Genomic DNA, 21,277 nt, shown 5'->3' with positions numbered 1-21,277 from the left:
TCCGCGTCACTGCTTGAGCCCGCCCGCGGCCAGGCCGGCCACGATGCGACGCTGGAAGATCAGCACCATGATCACCAGCGGCAGGGTCATGATCACGCCCGCGGCCATCTGCGAGCCGAATGGGGTGTTGAACTGGGATGCGCCGGTGAACTTCGACAGCAGCACGGTGGCGGGCTGCATGACCGGGTTGTTGATCATCGTCACGGCCACCAGGAACTCGTTCCAGGCGCCGATGAAGATGATGATGGCGGTGGTGAAGATGCCGGGTGCGGCGATCGGCAGGATCACCTTGCGGAAGGCCTGCCCTGGGGTGCAGCCGTCGACCATGGCGGACTGCTCCAGTTCCTGGGGCATCTGCCGGAAGAAGCTGGTCAGGTTCCACACCGCCAGCGGCAGTGAGAACGACAGGTCCGGGATGATCATCGCCTGGTAGGTGTTGATCCAGCCCCAGGCTGAGAAGTTCTTCAGCAGCGGCACGATGATGGCCACCAGCGGGAACATCGAGGTGGCCAGCACCACCAGCAGCAGCACGCTCTTGCCGCGGAAGTCCAGCCGTGCGAGCGCGTAGGAGGCGAAGGTGGCAATTGCCAGGGCAACCACGGTCACCACCACGGAGACGATGAGCGAGTTGATCAGCCCTTGCCCGAAGTTGTTCTTGGCGGAGAACACCGCCTGGTAGTTCTCGAAGGAGACGTGCCTGGGCCACCAGGTGTTCTCGAAGATCTCCGTGTCGGGCCGCAGGGAGGACACGAGCATCCAGTAGAACGGGGCGAGACAGTAGATGACGATGAGGACGATGCCGAAGGTCGACAGGCCGCCGGCCCAGTCGATCTTCCTCCGGGGTCGCACGCTCACCGGTGTTGACGCAGTTGCCGCGCTCATGACGCGCTCCTCTCAGTGGGCTCGGCGGCGCCGCTCGCCCCGACGGCGGAGGGGCTGCGTCGCGGCAGGAAGACGGTGGCGGGCAGCCTGCGCCCCCGCCTGCCGCCGCTGCGCGGAGCGGTGGCCCCCAGGTCGGCGTGGGTGATCCGGGTGAAGGCGAAGGCGAAGATGAACACGTATAGGAACAGGATGAGCGCGTACGCGGCCGCCGAGCCGTAGCGCAAGTTGGAGGCCTCGTCCTGGACGAGCATGGAGATCGTCTCGACCGACCCCTTGCGCGGGCCGATGAGAATGTAGGGCAGGTCGAACATGCGCAGTGCGTCCAGAGCGCGGAACAGCACCGCGACCACCAGTGCCGGCTTGACCAGCGGCAGCGTGATCCGGGTGAACCGCTTCCAGGCGTTCGCTCCGTCGATCTTGGCGGCCTCGTAGACCTCGTCTGGGATGACCTGAAGCCCGGCGAGCGTGAGCAGCCCGATGTAGGGGGCGGTCTTCCACACGTCGGCGATGATGATGGCGAGCTTGGCGGTGGCGTTGCCCGAGGCCCACATGATGTGTTGCCCCAGGATGGCGTTGGCCACGCCGTTCTGGTTGAAGATCCAGCCCCACAGGATGGCGGAGACGGCGGTGGGGATCGCCCATGGAACCAGGATCGCCGCGCGGACGAAGCCGCGCCCGCGCATGGCCCGGTGCATGATCAGCGCCATTGCCACGCCGAGGATGGTCTCCAGGACCACGGTGACCACGCCGAACAGCGTGGTGTTCCAGGCGGCCGTCCAGAAGCGGGATCCGGCGTCGGTGAAGATGGCGGTGTAGTTGTCCAGTCCCACGAAGGGCTCGACGTCGGAGACGAATCCGGTCTCGGGATCGAGTCCGGCCTTGCCGTAAAGGGACTGCCGCAAGGACTGGAATACGGGGAGGATGATGACGATCGTCAGCACGAGGATCGTCGGGGTGATCAGCAGCCACGCCAGGCGCGCTTGCGCCCGACTGGATTTGGACCGGCGGTTCACATCCGGCACGTAGGTATTAGCGCTCATTGCCTGTGTTGCCTCTAACTCTTTGCGCCCACTGCACTGTCCGGTGGGGCGGGAGGGGCATCCCGCCCCACCGGTGGAGCAGGCCACGAATCCGTGAGAATGGCGTGCCGACCGCGTCTCAGGACAGGGCCTTGAGCGCGGTCTCCAGGTTGCTGATGGCCTCCTCTGCCGTGACCTGCTGCTGCACCGCCGGGTAGAGGGCGTCCTGGATCGCGGCGGTCACGTCACCGTAGGAGACGGCCTTCGGCCGCCCCTTGGCGGAGTCGAGGGACTCGCGCAGCGTGGGCAGGTAGGGGAACTGCTCGAGCATCTCGGAGTCCTCGTACAGCGAGCCGAGAATGGGCGCGAGGGTCTGGGTCTCCAGCGCGTACTTCTCGGACTCCTGGCTGGTCCACCACTGAACGAACTTCAGCGCCGTCGCCTTGTTCTTCGAATACGCGGAGATACCGCAGTTGTGTCCGCCCAGGGTGGGGACGAAGTCCTTGCCTTCGATGGTGGGCAGCGCGGCGACGCCGAACTTCTCCTCCCCGAGGGCGGCCATGTTGTTGGCGTACTGGTAGGGCCACTGGCGGTAGAAGAGCAGGTCGCCGGACTCGAAGGCGTTGCGGCCGTCCTCCTCCTTCCACTCCAGAGCCTCCTTGGGGATGTAGCCGTCCTTGAAGCCGTCGATCAGCACCTGCAGGCCGGCGATCGCCTCCGGGGAGTTGATGGTGACGTTGCCCTCGTCGTCGTAGAAGGAGCCGCCCGCGGTGTTGATGAACTCGCTGGCGCAGCAGGTCAGCCCCTCGTACTTGGCGAACTGGCCGCCGAAGCCGCCGATCTTCTCGTGCCCCGGCAGGGCGCGCACGGCGTCGATGGCGGACTTGACCTCATCCCAGGTGGTGGGTACCTCGACGCCGGCCTCCTCGAGGAAGTCCTTGCGGTAGAACATGATCGAGGAGTCCGTGGCGAAGGGCATCCCGTACAGCCGATCCATGTATAGGCCGGTCTGCCAGACGGACTCCACGATGTCATCGTTCTTCAGGTCATCCTCGGGCAGGGGCACGACCCACTGGTTGGCGGCGAACTCGGCCACCCACACGTTGTCGATTGAGATCACGTCGTAGGCGTCGGACTGGGTCTGGGCGTTGTTGATGAGCGACTGGCGCTGTTGATCGGCCTCGGCCGACAGCTCGATCAGCGTGACCTTCTCATCGGGGTACAGCTCGTTCCACTCATCGATGCGTTCTTGCACCTTGCCGTCGGAGTTGTCCTTGCCCTGCACCCAGGTGATCGGTCCCGTGCCGGTGAAGTCGGCCGTTGACGCGGCGGATGCGCTCGTGCCTGAACTGTTGGATCCGCCGCCGGAACAGGCGGCCGCAGCCGAAAGGGCCGCGACCACAGCTGACCCCTGGATGAAACGACGACGGGGTAGACGAGATGCCATGTGCTTTTCCTCCTTGAAACACCACGCGTGAGCTCGCTCACTCGTTGGGCGAACACACGCCGTCGACGCGCGTCGACTGTATGGCGAGACCAATGTAGCCCAGCCAGCAGCTCGCCGGAACGCAGCCCGCAACCGACAGGAATCTTCGTTGTGAGACCGTGACCCAACGGGATGGTCGACTCCTGTGCACCAGGGGTGCCCAATACCTCTCCGCAGGCGTTTCGCAGCGCACCCGCCCGTTTGGCAAGATTTGTTGCGCGGCACGCCCTTCCCGACTTCGGGCCCCTCCCCACTTGGCGTGCCGCGAGGAGAGATTCGAGGTAATGAGCAACACCCCCACGCATGGCGAACAGATGAACACCCAGCCGAATTCGCAGGGGATCTCCGGCACCGTCGAGGGCATGACCTTCCGCCCCGACCGGCGGTTCTGGGTCGTGTACATCTGCCTGATGATGGTCCAGTTCCTCACCGCGATGTACCACACGGTGATCGCCACCGCACTGCCGACCGTCATTGGCGACCTGGGCGGCGTGGCCCACATGTCCTGGGCAATCACCGCCTACACGCTCGGCCAGACGCTGGCCATGCCGATCAACGGCAAGCTCGGCGACCTGGTGGGCCGCAAGCGGCTCTACCTGCTGGCCATTGCGCTGTTCGTCGGGGGCTCGGCCCTGTGCGGCCTGGCGACCGACATGTTTGCCTTCACGGTCTTCCGCTTCGTACAGGGCCTGGGCGGTGGTGGCCTGATGATCTGCTCTCAGGCCATCACCGGCGACATCATCCCGCCACGTGTACGCGGCACGTACATGGCGCCCATGGGCGCCATGTTCGGCATTGCCGCCATTCTCGGCCCGCTTCTGGGCGGATGGCTGTCGGACTGGCTCGGTTGGCGCTGGACCTTCTGGTTCTTCCTGCCTTTCGGCCTGTTCGCCTGGGCGGCGGTAGCTATCGCGCTGCGCATGCCGCGGCGCTCCGGCAGCTTCAGCGTCGACTGGGCCGGGCTGGCACTGACCAGCATCGGCGCCGCGGGGATCGTCCTCATCGCCACCTGGGGCGGGACCACATACGCCTGGAGCAGCCCGGTAATGCTGGGGCTCATCGGCATCACCGTGGCCGCCTGGGCCGCCGTCGTCCCGGTGGAGAGGCGAGCCGCAGACCCGATCCTGCCGCTGCAGGTGCTGACCGATCACACCTTCATCACCGCCACCGTCGTCTCGGTGCTCATGGCTGCCTGCATGTTCGGCATGAACGGGTACCTGCCGACCTACCTGCAGATGGTCCACGGCGTGTCCGCCACCATGTCCGGTCTGCTGCTGGTGCCGGGCAGCGTCGGAATGTTCACCGGGTCGCTGTTGTCAGGCACTCTGGTCACCCGCACCGGCCGCTACAAGCCCTTCCCGATCGTGGGCTCGCTGGTGGCCGCGACCGGCATGGCCATGCTGGGTCTGCTGCCCGCCGACGCCCCCGTGGCCTGGACCGGCGTGGCCGTATTCGTCCTGGAAATCGGCATTGGGATGTTCCTGCAGCTCAGCGTCCTCGTCATCCAGAACGCGCTACCCGCCAGCATGCTAGGCACCGCCACCTCCACCAATAACTTCTTCCGGGAGATCGGGGTGTCGATCGGCAACACGGTCGTTGGTGTGCTGTTCACCGGCCGCCTGACCGCGTCCCTACTCTCCCTCGGCTTCGACTCGCGTGAGGCCGCTTCAATCACTCCGGCCATCGCCCGGAGTTTGAACGCCGCCACGGGCGCCGCAGTGGTGGACGCCTACCACCATGCGCTGGCTCCCGTGCTGCTGTCGCTGGCCCCGGTGCTGCTGGTGGCGGCGGCAGTGGCCTGCCTGTTCAAGCCGATCCCGCTGTCGACCAAGACCGGCCTGGAGCAGTTTGAGGAGGAGCTCGCCGAGTTCGGCCCCGCCGACGCCTATCACACCGACCGCACGGACGGTTAGGCTTGGGCTGACACCGCCGTCCCACCCGACCTGCATGCACTTCTACGGAGACAATCAGCCATGACCGCCAACACCACCAGCGAGGTCGCGCAGAACCTGAACACCTCCGCTACCGCCCCCGACGCCGACCGCTCCTATGACCCGCGCCTGGCCGAGCTGGCCCGCCGAGCCGCCGCCGAGGGCACCGTCCTGCTCACCAACGACGGCGTCCTCCCACTGTCTCCCGCCGAGCCCGTGGCCGTGTTCGGCCGCGTCCAGATCGACTGGTTCGCCGTCGGCTACGGCTCCGGCGGCGACGTGAACGCCGTCTACACCACCAACCTGCTGGGCAGCCTGGTACAGCAGGGGGTGAGCGTCGACGCCGAGTTGGCGTCCGTCTACCGCCATTGGTGCGCGGCCCAGGAACCGCCAGTGGAGGAGTGGGGCAACTGGCCGCGCTTCTACCCGGAGATGGAAGTGGACGCCGAGCTGGTGGCCGCGGCCGCCTCCCGTGCCCGCACCGCTGTCGTCGTCATCGGTCGGGCGGCCGGGGAGGACCGGGAGAACGTGCTGGAGCCCGGCGGCTACTACCTCACGGAGGTTGAGCGCACCCTGCTGGAGCAGGTCACCGACCACTTCGAGAGCACGGTGGTAATCGTCAACTCCGGCAACGTCATGGACCTGTCCTGGGCCGAGGAGCTGGGCGTGTCCGCCCTGCTGCTGGCCTGGCCCGGGGGCATGGAGGGCGGCCGGGCCGTGGCCGACGTGCTCACCGGGGTCACCGAGCCGGGTGGGCACCTGACGGACACCATCGCCCGCGCCTACGCGGACTACCCGTCGGCCGTGAACTTCGGAGGCAAGGACTTCAACAACTACGCCGAGGACGTGTTCGTCGGCTACCGCTACTTCGAGACTTTCGCACCTGACAAGGTGCTGTTCCCCTTTGGTCACGGCCTGGGGTACACGTCCTTCGCGCTGTCCGGCGCCCGCCTTGATGACGCCGCCCCCGCCTCGGACGCGGACGTCACCGTGCACGTGCAGGTGAGTAACACCGGCCCGCGCCCCGGGTCCACGGTGATCCAGGTCTACCGGGGTGCACCAGCGGACGCCGCCCTGCCCCACCCGGCCCGAGAACTGGTCGCCTTCGCCCGCAGTGGCGTGGTCGCCCCGGGCGAGTCCCAGGAGGTGACGGTCTCCTTCCCCTGGGGCCGCCTGGCGTCATTCGACGACTCCGGCAGCACCGGTCACGCCCACGCCTGGGTGGTCGAGGCCGGCGCCTACCCGTTGTACGTGGGCACCTCGGTGCGGCAGACCATTGACGCCGGCGCCGTCGTCGTGGAGAACACCGAGGTGGTCGAGCAGCTTCAGGAGGCGCTCGCCCCCTCCCCCGATCACCCGTTCGACCGCATGACCACGAACCGGGGCGGTGACGGACGCACCCGAGTCGGCTGGGAGCGCGTGCCGACGGCGACCACCGATCTGCGCGCACGGATACTGTCAGGCCTGCCGGAGGTTATCGAGCCAACCGGCGACGTCGGTATCCGCTTCAGCGACGTCGTCGCCGGGCGCGCCACCATGGAGGCCTTCGTAGCGCAGCTTGGCGTGGAGGACCTGGCACAGCTGGCCTACGGGGACGTGGAGATGAACTCGCCGCTGGGCGCCCCGGGCAATGCCGGCGCCTTCGGCGGCCTGACCGAGCGCCTGCGCGCGCTGGGCGTCCCACCGGTGATCACCACCGACGGTCCCTCCGGGATCCGCGTGTCCGCCTACGCCAGCCTGCTGCCCTGCGGCACCGCCCTGGCCTCCACCTGGGACGAGTCGCTACTGGAGGAGCTGGCTGCACTGCACGGCCAGGAGATGCTCCGCAAGGGCTCGGACGTGCTGCTGGCACCGGGCATGAACATTCACCGCGACCCGCTGTGCGGGCGCAACTTCGAGTACTACTCGGAGGACCCGCTGCTGACCGGGCTGGCGGCGGCCGCCGTCGTGCGCGGCATCCAGGCGCAGGGGGTGTCCGCCTGCCCCAAGCACTTCGCCTGCAACAACCAGGAGACCAACCGCATCTACAACGACTCGCGCGTGTCGGCCCGGGCGCTGCGGGAGATCTACCTGCGCGGCTTCCGCATCTGCGTGCAGGAGGCGGACCCGCACAACATCATGACCAGCTACAACAAGGTCAACGACCAGTGGGCCCACTACAACTACGACCTGGTCACCACCATCCTGCGCGGCGAGTGGGGTTACCGGGGCAATGTGATGACCGACTGGTGGATGCGCTACGCGCCCGACCCGCTCTTCCCACAGCTGAAGGACTCGGCGACGCGGGTGCGTGCGGGCGTCGACGTGCTCATGCCCGGCGGCGAGACCTGGTCATCCACCCGCGCCGATGGCCACGACGACGCCGTGCTGGACGGCTACTCGCCGGATGACACCAGCGGAGAGCACCTCACCCTGGGTGAGCTGCAGCAGACGGCACTGCACGTACTGCGCATGGCGGCCACCACGCCGGCCGCCCGGGCGGCCGCCGAGTGAACCCGCGGGCGGCCACGGGCAAAGGAGCCTTCCCGCTACTGTGCCCGGCCGCGAGCGCTGCGGCGCGGCAGCAGCAGGCCGCGGTGGCGTGCCACCAGCAGCATCACCGCGCCCGCCGCGGTGCACACCACCACGGCCACCAGGGAGCCCTCGACCCCCATCTCTCCTCCGGTGAGCAGATCGGGGCCGGAGAAACGGGCCGCAAACAGTCCGCGGCCCATGCCGGTGCCGGAGACGTCCGAGCCGAAGATACCGCCCTGTACGAAGTTCCACGCCACATGGGTGCCGAAGGCCATCCAGAGTCGACGTGTAGCCAGGTAGCAGGCCCCCATCAGAATGCCCGCCTCAAGCATGATCGCCACGGCACCGAATACGCCCGCCTCCGGGTTGGTGATATGCGCCGCGCCGAACAGCACCGAGGTCAGTCCCAGCGCCCAGGCGGTGCCGAGCCATCGCTCTGCCAGCCGCAGCAGCACGCCTCGGAACAGGATCTCCTCCGCGAAGCCCGCGGCCAGACCCGCGGATGCGCCAATAAGTATGCCCGCGTCCCATCCGACGGCGGTCACCCGGTAGCAGCCGACCGCCGCAAGCAGCGCCACCACGGTGGCCATCAACAGCGCCCCCAGCCCCATCCCGAACAAGAACTCGCTGAGCTTCCCCGGACCGGCCAGCTCCGAAACACTCGTGCCGCGAATCCACCGCATGAGCGCCCAGTAGCCGGCCACGGCGGCCAGTGCCGAGACGCCGGAGCCTACGAGGAACACGGCGGGCTCATTGAAAAGGTTCTCCAGTAGGTGCCCCGCACCGATCCGCTGCCCACTCACCACAGCGGCAATGACCACAGTCAGGACAATCGCGATCCGTGATGCGATAAGTGAAGAAAAGCCTGCCAGCAGTTGCCAGCCCCAACGTCGGGCCGCTTCCGGAGCACGGCGGGCGTGCGGCGACGCCGCCGGGATCACCCGGTCCGCGATCGCCAGTAGACCGCGTTCGCCGGTCGTGACCGGGTCTGAGGAACTCGCTGGTTGGGGGGCGTGGATTGTCATGCCGTCTCCTAGAACCGTTCAGGTGCGGGGTGAGCCGTGTAGCCGCCCCGGTGGCCGGTCAGCATGCCCCATGCATCCGGTTTCAGAGTGTTCCCCAGCGCGGCCGAGTCGTGCCGATCTGAGAACACTACACTCACGCCTATGAACCCCGACACCGGTTGCCCCGGTCCCGCAGACCCCAACGCCGCCGCATACTGGCTTCCGGCCGATGGCGGCCGTAGCAACCGGCAGCGGATGCTTGCCGGTGAGTGGTACGTGGCCGACGACCCGGAGAACGCGCGCATCGCGGCACACGCCCGCCGCGAGCTGGCCCGCTACGAGCGTGCCTTCAATGAGGGCGCTCCCGACGCGGCCAAGCACCTGCGTGCCGCCATCCCGCATCTGGGTGAGGATGTGGTGCTGCTGCCGCCCGTTCGCGTCGACTACGGGGAGAACCTCACCATTGGGCCGGGAACCTTCGCCAACTACGGGCTCACCGCGCTGGACGTCGCCCCGATCCGAATCGGGGCGAACTGCCAGCTGGGTCCGAATGTGCAGTTGCTGACCCCGGTGCACCCGTTGGAGCCGACGCCGCGCCGTGCCCGCCTGGAATCCGCGGACCCGATCACCATTGGCGACAACGTGTGGCTCGGCGGCGGAGTGATCGTCTGCCCCGGAGTCACCATCGGGGACGACTGCGTCATCGGTGCAGGCGCTGTAGTCACCCGGGATATCCCGGCGGGTTCACTGGCGGTGGGCAACCCGGCCCGGGTGATCCGTGCCCTGGATGACACGACCTTCCACCCGCACCGTCACTGACTGCTGTCGGCGTCGCCCCCGATGCGCAGCACCTGCCCGCCGGGGGCGGTGACGACGGCGACCGGGGCCGGCTCCAGGCGCAGTTCGACGGCGAGCCGCTGCCCGTCGGGGCCCAGCGTGTCGTAACTGTAGGCGCGGTTGTCGAGGTGACGGGTCACCGTGGTGGCCGTCGCCAGCCACGGGTTGCGGCGGCGCAGGGCGATCAGGTCCTGGTGCAGGCGCAGCATCGGCGCTCCCAGGGGCGAGAGCCGCTCGGGGTCGGCGGGAAAGGCGGGCCGTACCTCGTCGTCGCCGCCGAGCCGCTCGGTCTTCTCCCCGCGGAAGGCCTGCTCATCCCCGTAGTAGATCGACGGGATGCCGCCCACGGTCAGCAGCAGCGCCACCGCCAGGGCAGTCTTTGCGTCGCCCAGGCGGGTGGCGATCCGGGTGACGTCGTGGTTGCCGATGAAGGTCATGGGCGTGAAGGTCGGCAGTAGCTCGTTGTGCCGCTTGAGGCACCAGTCGAGCTCGAAGAAGTTCTCATCCAGCAGTGAGCTCCAGATCGCCTTCCACAGCTCGTACTGGGTCACCGAGTCCATGCCGGAACGGGTCACGATGTCCGCATAGTCGCCGTGGATCACCTCCCCCATGAACCAGGCCTCGGGGAACTCCTCGCGCACCTGCGGCAGCACCCGCGCCCAGAACTCCGGGGGGACGGCGTAGGCGGCATCCAGGCGCCAGGCCATGGCGCCGCGGCGTAGCCAGTGGCGCATCACGTCGGCCACCAGCTCGACGACGGCGTCCGAGTCGTGGTTGAGGGCGGCCAGGCCCCGGTGCCCCTCGAAGTCCCGGTGGGTCACGCCGGCGTCGGTGTGCTCCAGGCGGAACAGCTCTTGCGCCCGCTTGTCCCCGGCCATAGCGGCCCGGAAACTCGGGTGAGCGGTACCGACGTGGTTGAACACGCCGTCGAGCATGACGTTGATGCCGCGCCGGTGGCAGGCGGAGATCAGCCGGTCGAAGGCGGCATCGTCCCCCAGGCGCGGGTCGATGGAATAGAAGTCGACCGTGTCATAGCCGTGGGTCTCCGAGGTGAAGACCGGCCCCAGCGCCAGCCCGTTGGCGCCCAGGGCGATCAGGTAGTCCAGCCACGGTTCCAGGGCGTCCAGCCGGGGGGTGAGCACCCGCTCGGCCTCGGTGGGGCGGACCGGCGCGCCGGTGAAGCCCAGCGGGTAGACGTGCCACCAGATGCAGGAATCACTCCAAGAGGACACGGGCACTCCATTCACTGAGTCAGTGCGGCAACACCGAGCGGTCCCTGATGTGAGCGCACGAGGCCACACGCGATGGTGGCCAGGGCTCCGGGAGCGGGCCGCTGCCGCCTGTGTCGGACAGGCGTGTCCAACATAACATCGAGGCTGCTCGTCGTGGGCGACGCCGCACCACCGAGTGGCGAGTGGCCAGTCCACGAGGCCGAGCCGGTCCTCGGGCTCGCTCGTCAGACCCGCTCGACCGGAGCCAGGCGCAGCATGAGGCGCTTGGTGGCCGGGGCACCGTCGATGATGAACTCCACGCGGGCGACGGCGGAGCGGCCCGTGCCCTCAATACCAACGACACTGCCCTCCCCATAGGTCTTGTGACGTACCCGGTCGCCGGTCTTGAGCCCGGCCACCGCCTCGGGCAGGGCAGCCTCCGCGGAGTCGGCCTCGGGCTGGGCCACGCCCAGGCGCACGGGTTTGCCACGCGCCGCCAGGCGCTTGGCGCGACGCGCCTCGGCCCGGTCCTTAGGCGTCTCGACCCGGCCCAGTTTCCCGGTGCGGGTGCGCCGCCCGGAGCCGATGGCGGGGGCGAAGTCACCGTCGTCGTCGGGGGCCGCCTCGCTGTGGTGCCCGTAGCCGCGGCGCGCACCGAAGCCGCCCTCATCCCAGGAGGCGCCCCAGCCGGTGCCGCCGCCGCGCAGCGCGTCCATGGAGGAGGCGATGCGCTTCCACTCGATCGTGTCTGCGGGGATGTCGTCGAGGAAGCGTGAGGGCGGCATGGCGGTGGCGCTCCCCCAGGCGGAGCGCACGGCGGCGCGGGTCAGGTACAGGCGCTCGCGGGCGCGGGTGACGGCCACGTAGGCCAGGCGGCGTTCCTCGGCCAGCTCGGTCTCCTCGGCCAGCGAGCGGGAGTGCGGGAAGGTGCCGTCCTCCAGGCCGGTGACGAACACGACCGGGAACTCCAGCCCCTTGGCGGTGTGCACCGTCATCAGGGTCACCTGCCCCTGCTCGCGAGCCTGGGCCTCGGCCTGGTCGGCGACGTCGGCGCTGGGGGGCAGCTGGTCGGAGTCGGCCACCAGCGAGACCCGTTCGAGGAAGTCGGCGAGCGTGCCGTCGGGGTTGGCGGCCTGGAAGTCGGAGGCGACGGCGTGCAGCTCGGCCAGGTTCTCCACCCGGCTGGCGTCCTGCGGGTCGTCGCTGGCGCGCAGCTCCGCCAGGTAGCCGGAGGCGTCCAGGGCGGCGTCGAGGATGTCGGCGACGCCGTCGCCGGCATCACGCGCGTGCCGCAGGGAGGTGAGCAGGTCGTGGAAGCCCGTTACTTGCCGGGTGGCGCGCGTGGTCAGTCCGACGACGGCGGGCGGCGCCGCCCCCTCGCCCTCCCCCGCTCCTGCGGTCGGTACGGGCCGGAGGGTCCCGGCGGCGTCGGCCACGGCGGTGCCGAAGGAGACGGCGTAGCGGGCGGCGTGCTCGGCCAGGGCGGCCTCGGCCTTGTCCCCCAGGCCCCGCTTGGGGACGTTCAGGACGCGGCGGATGGAGACGTCGTCGTCGGGGTTGTCGACTGCGCGCAGGTAGGCGATCGCGTCCTTGATCTCGCGCCGCTCGTAGAAGCGGGTGCCACCGACCACCTTGTAGGGCTGGCCGGAGCGGACGAAGGCCTCCTCCAGTGCACGGGACTGGGCGTTGGTGCGGTAGAAGATGGCGACGTCGCGGGGGCGGACGCCGCACTCATCGGCGAGGCGGTCGATCTCGGAGCTGATCCAGCGGGCCTCGTCGTGCTCGGAGTCGGCCACGTAACCGATGATCCTGGGGCCGTCGCCGGAGGCGGTCCACAGGTTCTTCTCCCGGCGCCCGGTGTTGCGGGCGATCACCGCGTTGGCGGCGGACAGGATGTTCTGGGTGGAGCGGTAGTTCTGCTCCAGCAGAATCGTGCGCGCACTGGGGTAGTCCTGCTCGAACTCCTCGATGTTGCGGATGGTGGCCCCGCGGAAGGCGTAGATGGACTGGTCCGAGTCACCCACCACGGTCAGTTCACCCGGCGGGACGGGCGAGTCGGCGCCGGAGGTGCCCGGTCCGCCGACCAGTTCGCGCACGAGCACGTACTGGGCGTGGTTGGTGTCCTGGTACTCATCGACGAGCACGTGACGGAAGCGGCGCCGGTACATCTCCGCCACCGCCGGCTTGGCCTGCAGCAGCTGCACGGTGCGCATGATCAGGTCGTCGAAGTCCAGGGCGTTGGCGGCCGCGAGCCGCCGCGCATACGCGCTGTATACCTCGGTCAGGTGCCGCTCGAAGGGGTTGGAGGTCACGGCGCGCCCGGCGAACTCCGCCGGGGTGATCAGCTCGTTCTTCAGATCCGAGATGCGGGCGGCGAAGGTCTTGGGGGTGAAACGCTTGGGGTCGATGCCGAGCTCGCGCACGATCAGGGTGATCAGGCGGGTGGAGTCGGCGGCGTCGTAGATGGAGAAGGTGGAGCGCAGCCCGGCGGCCTCGTGCTCGCGGCGCAGGATGCGCACGCAGGCGGAGTGGAAGGTGGACACCCACATGCGCTCCCCCGCCGGCCCCACCAGGCCGGCCACGCGCTCGCGCATCTCTGCGGCGGCCTTGTTGGTGAAGGTGATGGCGAGGATCTCGCCGGGGCGGGCGCGGCCGGTGGCCAGCAGGTAGGCGATGCGGTGGGTGAGCACGCGGGTCTTGCCACTACCGGCGCCGGCGATTATCAGCAGCGGGGAGCCGGCGTGGGTGACGGCCTGCTCCTGGGCGGGGTTGAGTCCGGCGAGCAGCTCGGCGGGGTCGGCGACGGTGATGCCGTAGCGGGGCTGGGCACCAGGGCCGCCCGCCGCACCCGCGGCGCTGCCGTCGACGCCGTTGCGGGCGCGTGCGGCGGCGGCGTTGGCCTGGGCGCGGGCGACAAGCGCGGTGAGCTCGGCCTGGTGCTCCTCCCAGGTGGGGGCGATGGCGGCCGCGTCGGCGGCGGAGGGGGCGGGGGCCGCCTCAACCGGGTCGTAGGCGGCCAGGTCCTCCTCCGCCGGGGGCTCGACGGCGGCCCACGAGTCGTCATCCCAGGCCGCACCGGCCGGGTCGAGCGAGGGCAGGACTGTCTCTGGCGGCGGGGTGTCGCTGCCGGAGCCGGGCATGGGCAGGGCACCGAAGAGGGCATTCATCGCGTCGTTCATCGTGGTGCCAAGCCTAGACGGTTTGCGCGCCCGGGCTGGACCCGGGCGGACGACTGCGAAGGACCCCGTCGACGGCCGCAGTGCAACGGTGGCCGGAGCGTTCGCTGCCGCTTCCGGTTTGGGGGTGTGGTGGTTGTGGTGGGGTGGGGTGTCTGCTGCGCCGGTTGGACGTTAACAACGCTACTTAACGTTCTGCTGTATACCCCTGGGGCCTTCAGCAGACGGTTAACTGGCGTTGTTAACCCCGAAGTGGCGTTACAGACGGCGAAGTGGCGTTGCAGATGAACCCGCTCCGGGCGCCGGGGCGCCGGCAGACACTTGCACCGTGGCGAACCGGCACGCTCACCAGGCCCCCCACACCGCAGCCTCCGCTGGAACCAACGCACCCTCCGCACCCTCAAACCGGAAGAGCCCCTAAAAGAGCCTGAGACGGCGACCGATATCTGGCAGATCGTTGATATTCCGCGCTTTCATTGGTCGCGATGCCGCCGGGCGGCGGCGTCTATGCCGATCTTGGACATTTCCATCGTGGCGGCAACCGGGTCAGGCCCGCGCCCAGACCCCTACGGGCTGAGCCCGTCCCCCGCTGAAACGGGAGACGGGCTCAGACCACCCCACGTCAACGCACGTCAGTAGTCGCGCGTCTGGGAGATCACGAAGTGCTGCTCACGGCGGCTGATGCGCCAGACGCCGTCGCGCAGAACCAGGGTGTCGATGTAGCGGATGGAGTGGGACAGGAGCACGTCCTTGCCGTCCTGTTCCTGGACGAGCAGGGCCTGCCCGTAGTGGACGTCGGTGGCGGTGTAGCCGTCGATCGTGATGACCTGCTGGCCGTTGATGTGGAAGGAGGTCTTAACGGCGGCCATGGCGGCTCCGAAGAGCTCGACCAGCTGGTCGGCGCCGTCGAACTCCATCATCTTCGAGCCGTCGGCGTTGTAGACCTCGACGTGGGTGTCCGGGGTGAACAGCTTGGACTGCTCGGCGACGTCGATCTCCAGGTTGGAGAAGCGGTCGATGACCTCGCGGATGGCGTCCTTGTGCTCGAGTTCGGTGGGCATGAGTGTTCTCTACTTTCTCAGGGTGGTTCGGGTTGAGGCTGCGTGGCATGGGCCGACCGTTCGGCTACTTCTCGCGGATCACTCGCGCCGGCACGCCGGCGACGACGCTGCGGGGCGGGACGTCCTTGGTGACCACGGCTCCGCCGGCGATCACGGCGTCGTCGCCCACGGTGACTCCGGGCATGATCGAGGCACCCGCACCGATCCACACCCGTCGACCGATGGCGATGGGGTGGCAGTTGAGGATGGTGACATCGTCAAGCCGGTGGTTGTCGGTGACCGCGGTGACGCTGGGCCCGATGAAGGTGCCCTCACCGATGCTGATCCCGCCGATCAACATGGCCGTGAAGCTGTGGTTGATCAGTACGTTCGGGGCGATGTGCATTCGCTTGCCGAAGTCGATCTGCATCGGGTGAATGAGCCGGATGGATGGGTCCAGTGGCCCGTCCAGTCCCAGTAGGTCGCCCCACATTCCGGGCAGTGCCGGGTCGGAGGGGCGGGTGAGGTTGATGTCGAACATGAGGTCGCGGCAGCGGGCGAACTCGACTCGCACGATGTCTGTGTACTCCTGCTCGAACAGGTCTACGTCGTCGCCGTCGCGCAGGCGGTCCCAGATGTCCTTATGCGCCATTCCGGACCCTGCCGTCACTTGCCCAGCCGGGCGACGTCATCCTGCACGCGCTGCGGCTCCTGGTCCAGCGGGACGTTGTTGGTGTCGAGCACGCCGTCAAGTGCGCCGGCCTCGTCGGCGCGCGTCGCGGCGAACAGGGCCTCGAAGTCGGTGACGGGCGCGCCCGCCTTGCTGAATACCTCCACGGTTCGGCGCGCACCGGAGGGGTTGAGAGCGCCCTCCAGGAGGACCTGGGCGATGTGACGCCGGTCGACTCCGGGCTGCCCGGTGACCAGGTCTCCCTGGCGCAGGTCGATCTGCCGGTCGGCGGGGCCCTGGTAGTCGAACCAGCCGGGACGCACGATGGTGTAGGGGTGACCGGAGGCGCGCACGAGCCTCTCGGCGCGACGCTTCCACTCGATGAACTCGTAACCGCTGGCACCGGCACGGGCGGAGTGGGAGGCGTTCATGGTGGTCATGAGGCTGATGTGGGTCGCTCCGTCCCCCAGGGCTGCGACCACGGCGCGGACCACGTCGTAGAAGGTCGCCCCGCCCTTGCCGTCATTGTCGGTGCCGTGGGTGAGGACGACGGCGTCGACGTCCTGCAGCAGCGGGCGCAGTGCCTCCGCATCGGTGGCGGCCGCCTCGACGACCTCGGCGCCGTCGGCCAGGGAGCGGCGGGCGCGGGCGGCACTCCGGGTGACGGCCCGGACCTCCAGACCGCGCTGCAGCGCCTCGTCGACGACGACACGTCCGACCTGTCCGGTGGCTCCAATGGCGAGGATGGTGGTCATTAGGGGTGCTCTTTTCTGCGCTTGCGGTTCGGTCCGGGCGAGTCCCGGAGAGGTGGTGTTGCCAGCCGGGGTGCCCGTCGCGGAGCGGGTCCTGACTGCCGGTGCGCAGAATCGTCCCGCATTCCAACCGACGCTTCCAGGTCGCGCGAAACAGGGCCTGGCAGGACTCCCCTCAACCGAGCGTCACGCTTGCGGCCGGTCGCTCTACCGTACCGCCCGCAGGAAGCGGCCCCGCCCGGTCAGGTCCACTCCGGTGGTGGCTTTGGCGAATCCGGCCTCCCGGGAGGCGGCCCGCAACGGCGCGGCCTGGCTGGGGTCGTGTTCCATGACCAGCACCCCACCGGGACGCAGCAACGCCCCGGCCCGCTCGACGACGGCGCGCGGCAGGCACAAGCCGTCCCCTCCCCCGCCGTACAGGGCCAGGTCCGGGTCATGCCGCTCGGTCTCCAGATCCTCCACCGCTCCCGCGGGCACGTACGGCGGGTTCGAGACGACCACATCGACTCGCCCGTCCAGTTCTGCGAGCACGGCCGGGTCACTGGCGTCGCCGCGAATGATCGCCACCTTTCCCGGCGCGAGGTGCTCGCTGTTCTCGCGCGCCAGTGCGACGGCGGCGGGGGCTGTTTCAACCGCCCACACGCGGGCCATGGGAACCTCCACGGCGACCGCGGCGGCGATGGCGCCCGAGCCGGTGCACAGGTCCACGACCACGGGGCCGCGCCCTTCCTCCGCGGCAACGGCGCGGGCGGCCTCGATCGCCGCCCCGGCCACAACTTCGGTCTCGGGGCGGACGATGAACACGCCGGGTCGGCAGGTGAGCTCCAGCCCCCGGAACCACATCGTGCCCAGGATGTGCTGCAGCGGCTCGCGGGCGGCCCGGCGCTCCACCAATGCCTCGTATGCGGCGGCAAAGCCCTCCGGGGCGCCGTCGGCGAGCAGCACCGGCCCACCCAGCAGGTGCTCGGCCAGTTGCCGGGCGTCGGCGTCCGGCGAGGCGACCCCCGCCCGGGCCAGCGCCTGCCCCGCCTCACGCACGAGCCGCCGCAGCGCGTAGCAGTCCAACTCGGTCACAGTGGCTCACTGCTCGCCGGCGGCGGCCAGGCGCTCGGCCTCATCCATGGCGATCGCCGAGTCGATGACCGGCCCGAGGTCGCCGTCGAGCACGGCGTCGAGGTTGTAGGCCTTGTAGCCGGTGCGGTGGTCGGCGATGCGGTTCTCGGGGAAGTTGTAGGTGCGGATCCGCTCGGAGCGGTCGACCGTGCGGACCTGGGAGCGGCGCGTGGCGGCGGCCTCGGCGGCCTGGGCGGCAGCGCGCTCGGCGAGCAGCCGCGCCCGCAGCACGCGCAGGGCCGCCTCCTTGTTCTGCAGCTGGGACTTCTCATTCTGCATGGACACCACGATCCCGGTGGGCAGGTGGGTGATGCGCACGGCGGAGTCTGTGGTGTTCACGGACTGCCCGCCGGGCCCGGAGGAGCGGAACACGTCGATGCGCAGTTCGGCGGGGTCGATCTCCAGCTCGCCGGGGTCGTCGACCTCCGGCATCACCAGCACGCCGGCTGCGGAGGTGTGGATGCGGCCCTGGCTCTCGGTGACGGGAACCCGCTGGACCCGGTGCACGCCCGCCTCGTACTTCAGGTGCGCCCACACGCCGTCGGCCGGCTCGACGGCGCCCTTCGCCTTGATGGCCAGGCGCACGTCCTTGTAGCCGCCGAGCTCGGAGTCGGTGGCGTCCATGACCTCCACGGCCCAGCCCATGCGTTCGGCGTAGCGGGTGTACATGCGGGCCAGGTCGGAGGCGAACAGGGCGGATTCCTCCCCGCCCTCTCCGGCCTTGACCTCAATGATGACGTCGCGGGCGTCGTCGGGGTCGTGCGGGGCCAGCACCTCACGCAACCGGGCGGCGGCCTCCTGCTCGGCCTGGCGCAGGCCGGGCAGCTCGGCCGCGAAGTCGGCGTCGTCACGCGCCAGCTCGACGGCGTCGGCCAGGTCGTCGGCGGCGGCGCGCCACGCCCGGTACGCCTCCACGATGCGTCCGAGCTCGGCGTAGCGGCGCCCCAGGCGTCGCAGGGCACCGGGGTCGGAGGCGACGGCGGGATCGGCCATGTCCCGCTCGATGGCGGCGTGCTCCTCCAGCAGAGGCTGTACGGCGGAGAAGTCCTCGACGCTCACAACTCACCTTTCTCCAGCTCGGAGGGTACGGGCGGACGGATCAGGACTCAGATTACGACCTTGGGGTGCGTTCCACGTGCATCGTGCGGCCGTGGAACGCACCCCAAGGTCGTGAATCGTCGCAGTGACGAGAAGTGAGGCGCTTACTTCTTGCGCTTGCCGTAGCGGGCCTCGAAGCGGGCCACGCGGCCACCGGTGTCGAGGATCTTCTGCTTGCCCGTGTAGAACGGGTGGCACTCGGAGCACACGTCCACGCGGATCTCACCGGAGGTGACGGTGGAACGGGTCTCGAAGCTGTTGCCGCAGGTGCACGTGACCTTGGTGGACACGTATTCGGGGTGGATTCCCTGCTTCATAGGTTTCTCCTTGTGAATAGAGGGTCCCGGGTCCCACACGGGCGTGTGGGTGAACCGGAGGCCGGTCGGCTATTGTGCCAGGCCGCACCAGCCGCCACAATGCGCGCGTCGGGTGAGACGCGGCACGGTGGCTTCGGTACGCGGTGAGCGGTTCGGCGGGGCGTTCAGCCGTCAGGCGAGCTTGGCGTCGTCGTCCGCGTCGGCCAGGGAGGTGCCCTGCGGGGTGGTCTTGGAGATGACCATGAGGAACTCCGCGTTGGACTGGGTCTCCTTGAGCTTGCCGAGCACCAGTTCCAGGGCCTGCTGCTGCTCCAGGCCGGAGAACAGCCGCCGCAGCCGCCACATGATCTTCAACTGGGCGGGGTCGATCAGCAGCTCCTCGCGGCGAGTGGAGGACGCGGCGACGTCGACGGCGGGGAAGACACGCCGTTCGGCCAGCTGCCGCGACAGCCGCAGCTCCATGTTGCCGGTTCCCTTGAACTCCTCGAAGATGACCTCATCCATCTTGGAGCCGGTCTCCACCAGGGCGGTGGCCAGGATTGTGAGGCTGCCGCCGTTCTCGATGTTGCGGGCGGCACCGAAGAAGCGCTTGGGCGGGTACAGGGCACTGGCGTCCACACCGCCGGACAGGATGCGCCCGGATGCGGGTGCGGCCAGGTTGTAGGCGCGCCCCAGGCGGGTGATGGAGTCCAGCAGCACCACCACGTCCTGTCCCAGCTCCACCAGCCGCTTGGCGCGCTCAATGGCGAGCTCGGCCACCGTGGTGTGGTCGGAGGCGGGCCGGTCGAAGGTGGAGGCGATGACCTCCCCCTTGACCGTGCGCTGCATGTCGGTGACCTCCTCGGGGCGCTCGTCAACGAGCACCACCATCAGGTGCGCCTCCGGGTTGTTGATGGCAATCGCGTTGGCGATCTGCTGCAGGATGATCGTCTTTCCGGCCTTGGGCGGTGAGACGATCAGGCCGCGCTGGCCCTTGCCGATGGGTGAGACCAGGTCGATGACTCGCGGGGTGAGTGCCTTGGGGGTGGTCTCCAGGCGCAGCTGCTCCTGCGGGTACAGGGGGGTGAGCTTGGTGAACTCGGGGCGGCGCTTGGCCCGCTCGGGGTCCATGCCGTTGATGGTCTCTACGGAGACCAGCGGCTTGTACTTCAGCCGGTTCGTACGGTTCTGGCGGCGGCCGCGGCCGACGCCCCCGCCGTTGCCGGGGTTGTTGTCTCCGTTCTCGCGGACCCAGCCGGTGATGGCGTCGCCCGCGCGCAGGCCGTTGTCCTTGATCTGCTGGCCGCTGACGTACACGTCCTTGGGGCCGGGCAGGTATCCGGAGGTGCGCAGGTAGGCGTGCTGGCGGTCGGCCATGTCGAGGATGCCGGCGACCGGCAGCAGGACCTCTTCCTCACGGGGCTGCTGGCCCCGGTCCTGGTTCCCGTCGTAGTCGCCGCGGTCCCGGCGCTTGCGGCCGCGGCGACGGCGCCCGCCACGGGTGTCGTCGTCGGCCTGCTCGTCCCAGTCGTTTCCGCTGCGACGACGGCGCTCGCCCGCGTCTACCGCGGGAGTGCCGGTGGCGTCGGCCAGGTCACGCATGAGTGCGGCCTTGGCGTCGGCGTGGTCCTCAGCAGGAAGCTCGAAGCCGTGGCGGCGTTCGGAACCGCCGGAGGCCGCCTGGACGCGGCGTCGGGAACGGCGAGACCCCTCATAGGAGTCGGAGGCCGAGGAGTCGGCCGTACGACGGCCGGCGCGTGCAGGCGCCTGGCCGTCCGACTCCCCCGCCTCGGGGGGCTGGGGCAGGTCCAGGACCAGGGGCACCTCCGGCGATGCGGGGGCGTCCTTGGGGGCTCCCGCCGCGGCGGTCACACGGCGTCGGGCACGGGCCCGGGCGGAGCGATCGGGCGACGGCGCGTCAGCGCCCGCCTCCTCCCGCTTGGATTCCGGCACGTCGGCCTCCTCGGCGGGAGACTCGGGCCGGTCGCGGCGCCGCGCCGGGGGCGGAGTCTCGCTTTGCTCGGCCTGCTTCCCGGCCGCCTGCGCCGCCGGAGCGGAGGCTCCCGCAGGTGCTGCTTTCTGGTTCTCGCGGATAGCGGCGATGAGTTCGCTCTTCCGCATACGTGAAGTGCCCTTTAGCCCCATGGTTGAGGCGAGCTGCTGGAGCTCAGCCAGCCGCATGGTGGACAGCGAAGGGCGAGCGCTGTAAATCTCGGTCACGAGTGTCCTTAACGGTGTGGGCATCAGC

Annotated in this window: 16 protein-coding genes; 3 read left to right on the top strand and 13 right to left on the bottom strand. The window is 69.3% G+C overall.

Features of this window, described 5'->3' with window-relative positions; translation table 11 throughout:
* Nucleotides 1-6 precede the first annotated feature (6 nt).
* The 3 genes from E4J16_RS04910 to E4J16_RS04900 form a co-directional block, all read right to left on the bottom strand.
* Nucleotides 7-882: a carbohydrate ABC transporter permease gene (locus E4J16_RS04910; RefSeq protein WP_136192863.1), complete on the bottom strand. Its 876-nt coding sequence runs from the start codon at nucleotides 880-882 to the stop codon at nucleotides 7-9.
* A complete protein-coding gene (locus E4J16_RS04905; RefSeq protein WP_136192862.1) occupies nucleotides 879-1,922 on the bottom strand; it encodes a carbohydrate ABC transporter permease in 1,044 nt (347 codons plus the stop codon). The genes E4J16_RS04910 and E4J16_RS04905 overlap by 4 nt, the downstream gene beginning before the upstream one ends.
* Before the next feature lie 118 nt (nucleotides 1,923-2,040).
* Nucleotides 2,041-3,348: an ABC transporter substrate-binding protein gene (locus tag E4J16_RS04900; protein WP_136313416.1), complete on the bottom strand. Its 1,308-nt coding sequence runs from the start codon at nucleotides 3,346-3,348 to the stop codon at nucleotides 2,041-2,043.
* Between the two features lie 323 nt (nucleotides 3,349-3,671).
* Here E4J16_RS04900 and E4J16_RS04895 point away from each other — a divergent pair, with 323 nt between their 5' ends.
* Nucleotides 3,672-5,300, top strand: a complete 1,629-nt coding sequence (locus tag E4J16_RS04895; RefSeq protein WP_240038275.1) for an MDR family MFS transporter — start codon at nucleotides 3,672-3,674, stop codon at nucleotides 5,298-5,300.
* 60 nt (nucleotides 5,301-5,360) lie between these two features.
* Complete coding sequence (locus tag E4J16_RS04890; protein ID WP_136313415.1) at nucleotides 5,361-7,811, top strand: glycoside hydrolase family 3 C-terminal domain-containing protein; 2,451 nt, start codon at nucleotides 5,361-5,363, stop codon at nucleotides 7,809-7,811.
* Nucleotides 7,812-7,846: 35 nt separating this feature from the next.
* On the opposite strand, the gene E4J16_RS04885 is transcribed toward E4J16_RS04890, so the two are convergent.
* Nucleotides 7,847-8,653 carry a CPBP family intramembrane glutamic endopeptidase gene (locus E4J16_RS04885; protein WP_240038274.1) on the bottom strand — a complete coding sequence of 269 codons (807 nt, stop codon included), beginning with the start codon at nucleotides 8,651-8,653 and terminating at the stop codon, nucleotides 7,847-7,849.
* A gap of 438 nt (nucleotides 8,654-9,091) precedes the next feature.
* Between E4J16_RS04885 and E4J16_RS04880 the strand changes: the two genes are divergently transcribed.
* Entirely contained in the window at nucleotides 9,092-9,655 is a 564-nt protein-coding gene (locus tag E4J16_RS04880; protein ID WP_204520007.1) for a sugar O-acetyltransferase, read from the top strand.
* Here E4J16_RS04880 and E4J16_RS04875 read toward each other — a convergent pair.
* The 9 genes from E4J16_RS04875 to rho form a co-directional block, all read right to left on the bottom strand.
* Nucleotides 9,649-10,905: an alpha-amylase family protein gene (locus tag E4J16_RS04875; protein WP_240038273.1), complete on the bottom strand. Its 1,257-nt coding sequence runs from the start codon at nucleotides 10,903-10,905 to the stop codon at nucleotides 9,649-9,651. The two genes, E4J16_RS04880 and E4J16_RS04875, sit on opposite strands and share 7 nt — an antisense overlap.
* 224 nt (nucleotides 10,906-11,129) lie before the next feature.
* Nucleotides 11,130-14,063, bottom strand: coding sequence for a UvrD-helicase domain-containing protein (locus tag E4J16_RS04870; protein ID WP_136313412.1), 2,934 nt, complete (start codon nucleotides 14,061-14,063; stop codon nucleotides 11,130-11,132).
* 629 nt (nucleotides 14,064-14,692) lie between these two features.
* Complete coding sequence (locus tag E4J16_RS04865; protein ID WP_136313411.1) at nucleotides 14,693-15,121, bottom strand: nuclear transport factor 2 family protein; 429 nt, start codon at nucleotides 15,119-15,121, stop codon at nucleotides 14,693-14,695.
* Nucleotides 15,122-15,185: 64 nt separating this feature from the next.
* Nucleotides 15,186-15,752 carry a DapH/DapD/GlmU-related protein gene (locus tag E4J16_RS15960; protein WP_275669586.1) on the bottom strand — a complete coding sequence of 189 codons (567 nt, stop codon included), beginning with the start codon at nucleotides 15,750-15,752 and terminating at the stop codon, nucleotides 15,186-15,188.
* Between the two features lie 14 nt (nucleotides 15,753-15,766).
* A complete protein-coding gene (locus E4J16_RS04855; RefSeq protein ID WP_136192855.1) occupies nucleotides 15,767-16,525 on the bottom strand; it encodes an NAD(P)H-binding protein in 759 nt (252 codons plus the stop codon).
* 204 nt (nucleotides 16,526-16,729) lie between these two features.
* Nucleotides 16,730-17,596 carry a peptide chain release factor N(5)-glutamine methyltransferase gene (gene prmC, locus E4J16_RS04850; protein WP_136313410.1) on the bottom strand — a complete coding sequence of 289 codons (867 nt, stop codon included), beginning with the start codon at nucleotides 17,594-17,596 and terminating at the stop codon, nucleotides 16,730-16,732.
* A gap of 6 nt (nucleotides 17,597-17,602) precedes the next feature.
* Entirely contained in the window at nucleotides 17,603-18,694 is a 1,092-nt protein-coding gene (prfA, locus tag E4J16_RS04845) for a peptide chain release factor 1 (RefSeq protein ID WP_136313409.1), read from the bottom strand.
* A 143-nt stretch (nucleotides 18,695-18,837) separates the two neighbouring features.
* Entirely contained in the window at nucleotides 18,838-19,050 is a 213-nt protein-coding gene (rpmE, locus tag E4J16_RS04840; RefSeq protein WP_136192852.1) for a 50S ribosomal protein L31, read from the bottom strand.
* 171 nt (nucleotides 19,051-19,221) lie between these two features.
* Entirely contained in the window at nucleotides 19,222-21,249 is a 2,028-nt protein-coding gene (gene rho / locus E4J16_RS04835) for a transcription termination factor Rho (protein WP_136192851.1), read from the bottom strand.
* Nucleotides 21,250-21,277: the final 28 nt, after the last annotated feature.

This window comes from Actinomyces procaprae (assembly GCF_004798665.1).
Taxonomy (GTDB): domain Bacteria; phylum Actinomycetota; class Actinomycetes; order Actinomycetales; family Actinomycetaceae; genus Actinomyces; species Actinomyces procaprae.
Note: the sequence above shows the minus strand (reverse complement) of the source record. Positions and strands in the feature narration are given on the sequence as shown.

Coding starts and splice junctions, on each gene's coding strand:
- E4J16_RS15960 (WP_275669586.1), bottom strand. CDS start 15,752: ATGGCGCATAAGGACATCTGGGACCGCCTGCGCGACGGCGACGACGTA.
- E4J16_RS04865 (WP_136313411.1), bottom strand. CDS start 15,121: ATGCCCACCGAACTCGAGCACAAGGACGCCATCCGCGAGGTCATCGAC.
- E4J16_RS04855 (WP_136192855.1), bottom strand. CDS start 16,525: ATGACCACCATCCTCGCCATTGGAGCCACCGGACAGGTCGGACGTGTC.
- E4J16_RS04870 (WP_136313412.1), bottom strand. CDS start 14,063: ATGAACGACGCGATGAATGCCCTCTTCGGTGCCCTGCCCATGCCCGGC.
- E4J16_RS04900 (WP_136313416.1), bottom strand. CDS start 3,348: ATGGCATCTCGTCTACCCCGTCGTCGTTTCATCCAGGGGTCAGCTGTG.
- E4J16_RS04895 (WP_240038275.1), top strand. CDS start 3,672: ATGAGCAACACCCCCACGCATGGCGAACAGATGAACACCCAGCCGAAT.
- rpmE (WP_136192852.1), bottom strand. CDS start 19,050: ATGAAGCAGGGAATCCACCCCGAATACGTGTCCACCAAGGTCACGTGC.
- E4J16_RS04905 (WP_136192862.1), bottom strand. CDS start 1,922: ATGAGCGCTAATACCTACGTGCCGGATGTGAACCGCCGGTCCAAATCC.
- E4J16_RS04880 (WP_204520007.1), top strand. CDS start 9,092: ATGCTTGCCGGTGAGTGGTACGTGGCCGACGACCCGGAGAACGCGCGC.
- E4J16_RS04890 (WP_136313415.1), top strand. CDS start 5,361: ATGACCGCCAACACCACCAGCGAGGTCGCGCAGAACCTGAACACCTCC.
- E4J16_RS04910 (WP_136192863.1), bottom strand. CDS start 882: ATGAGCGCGGCAACTGCGTCAACACCGGTGAGCGTGCGACCCCGGAGG.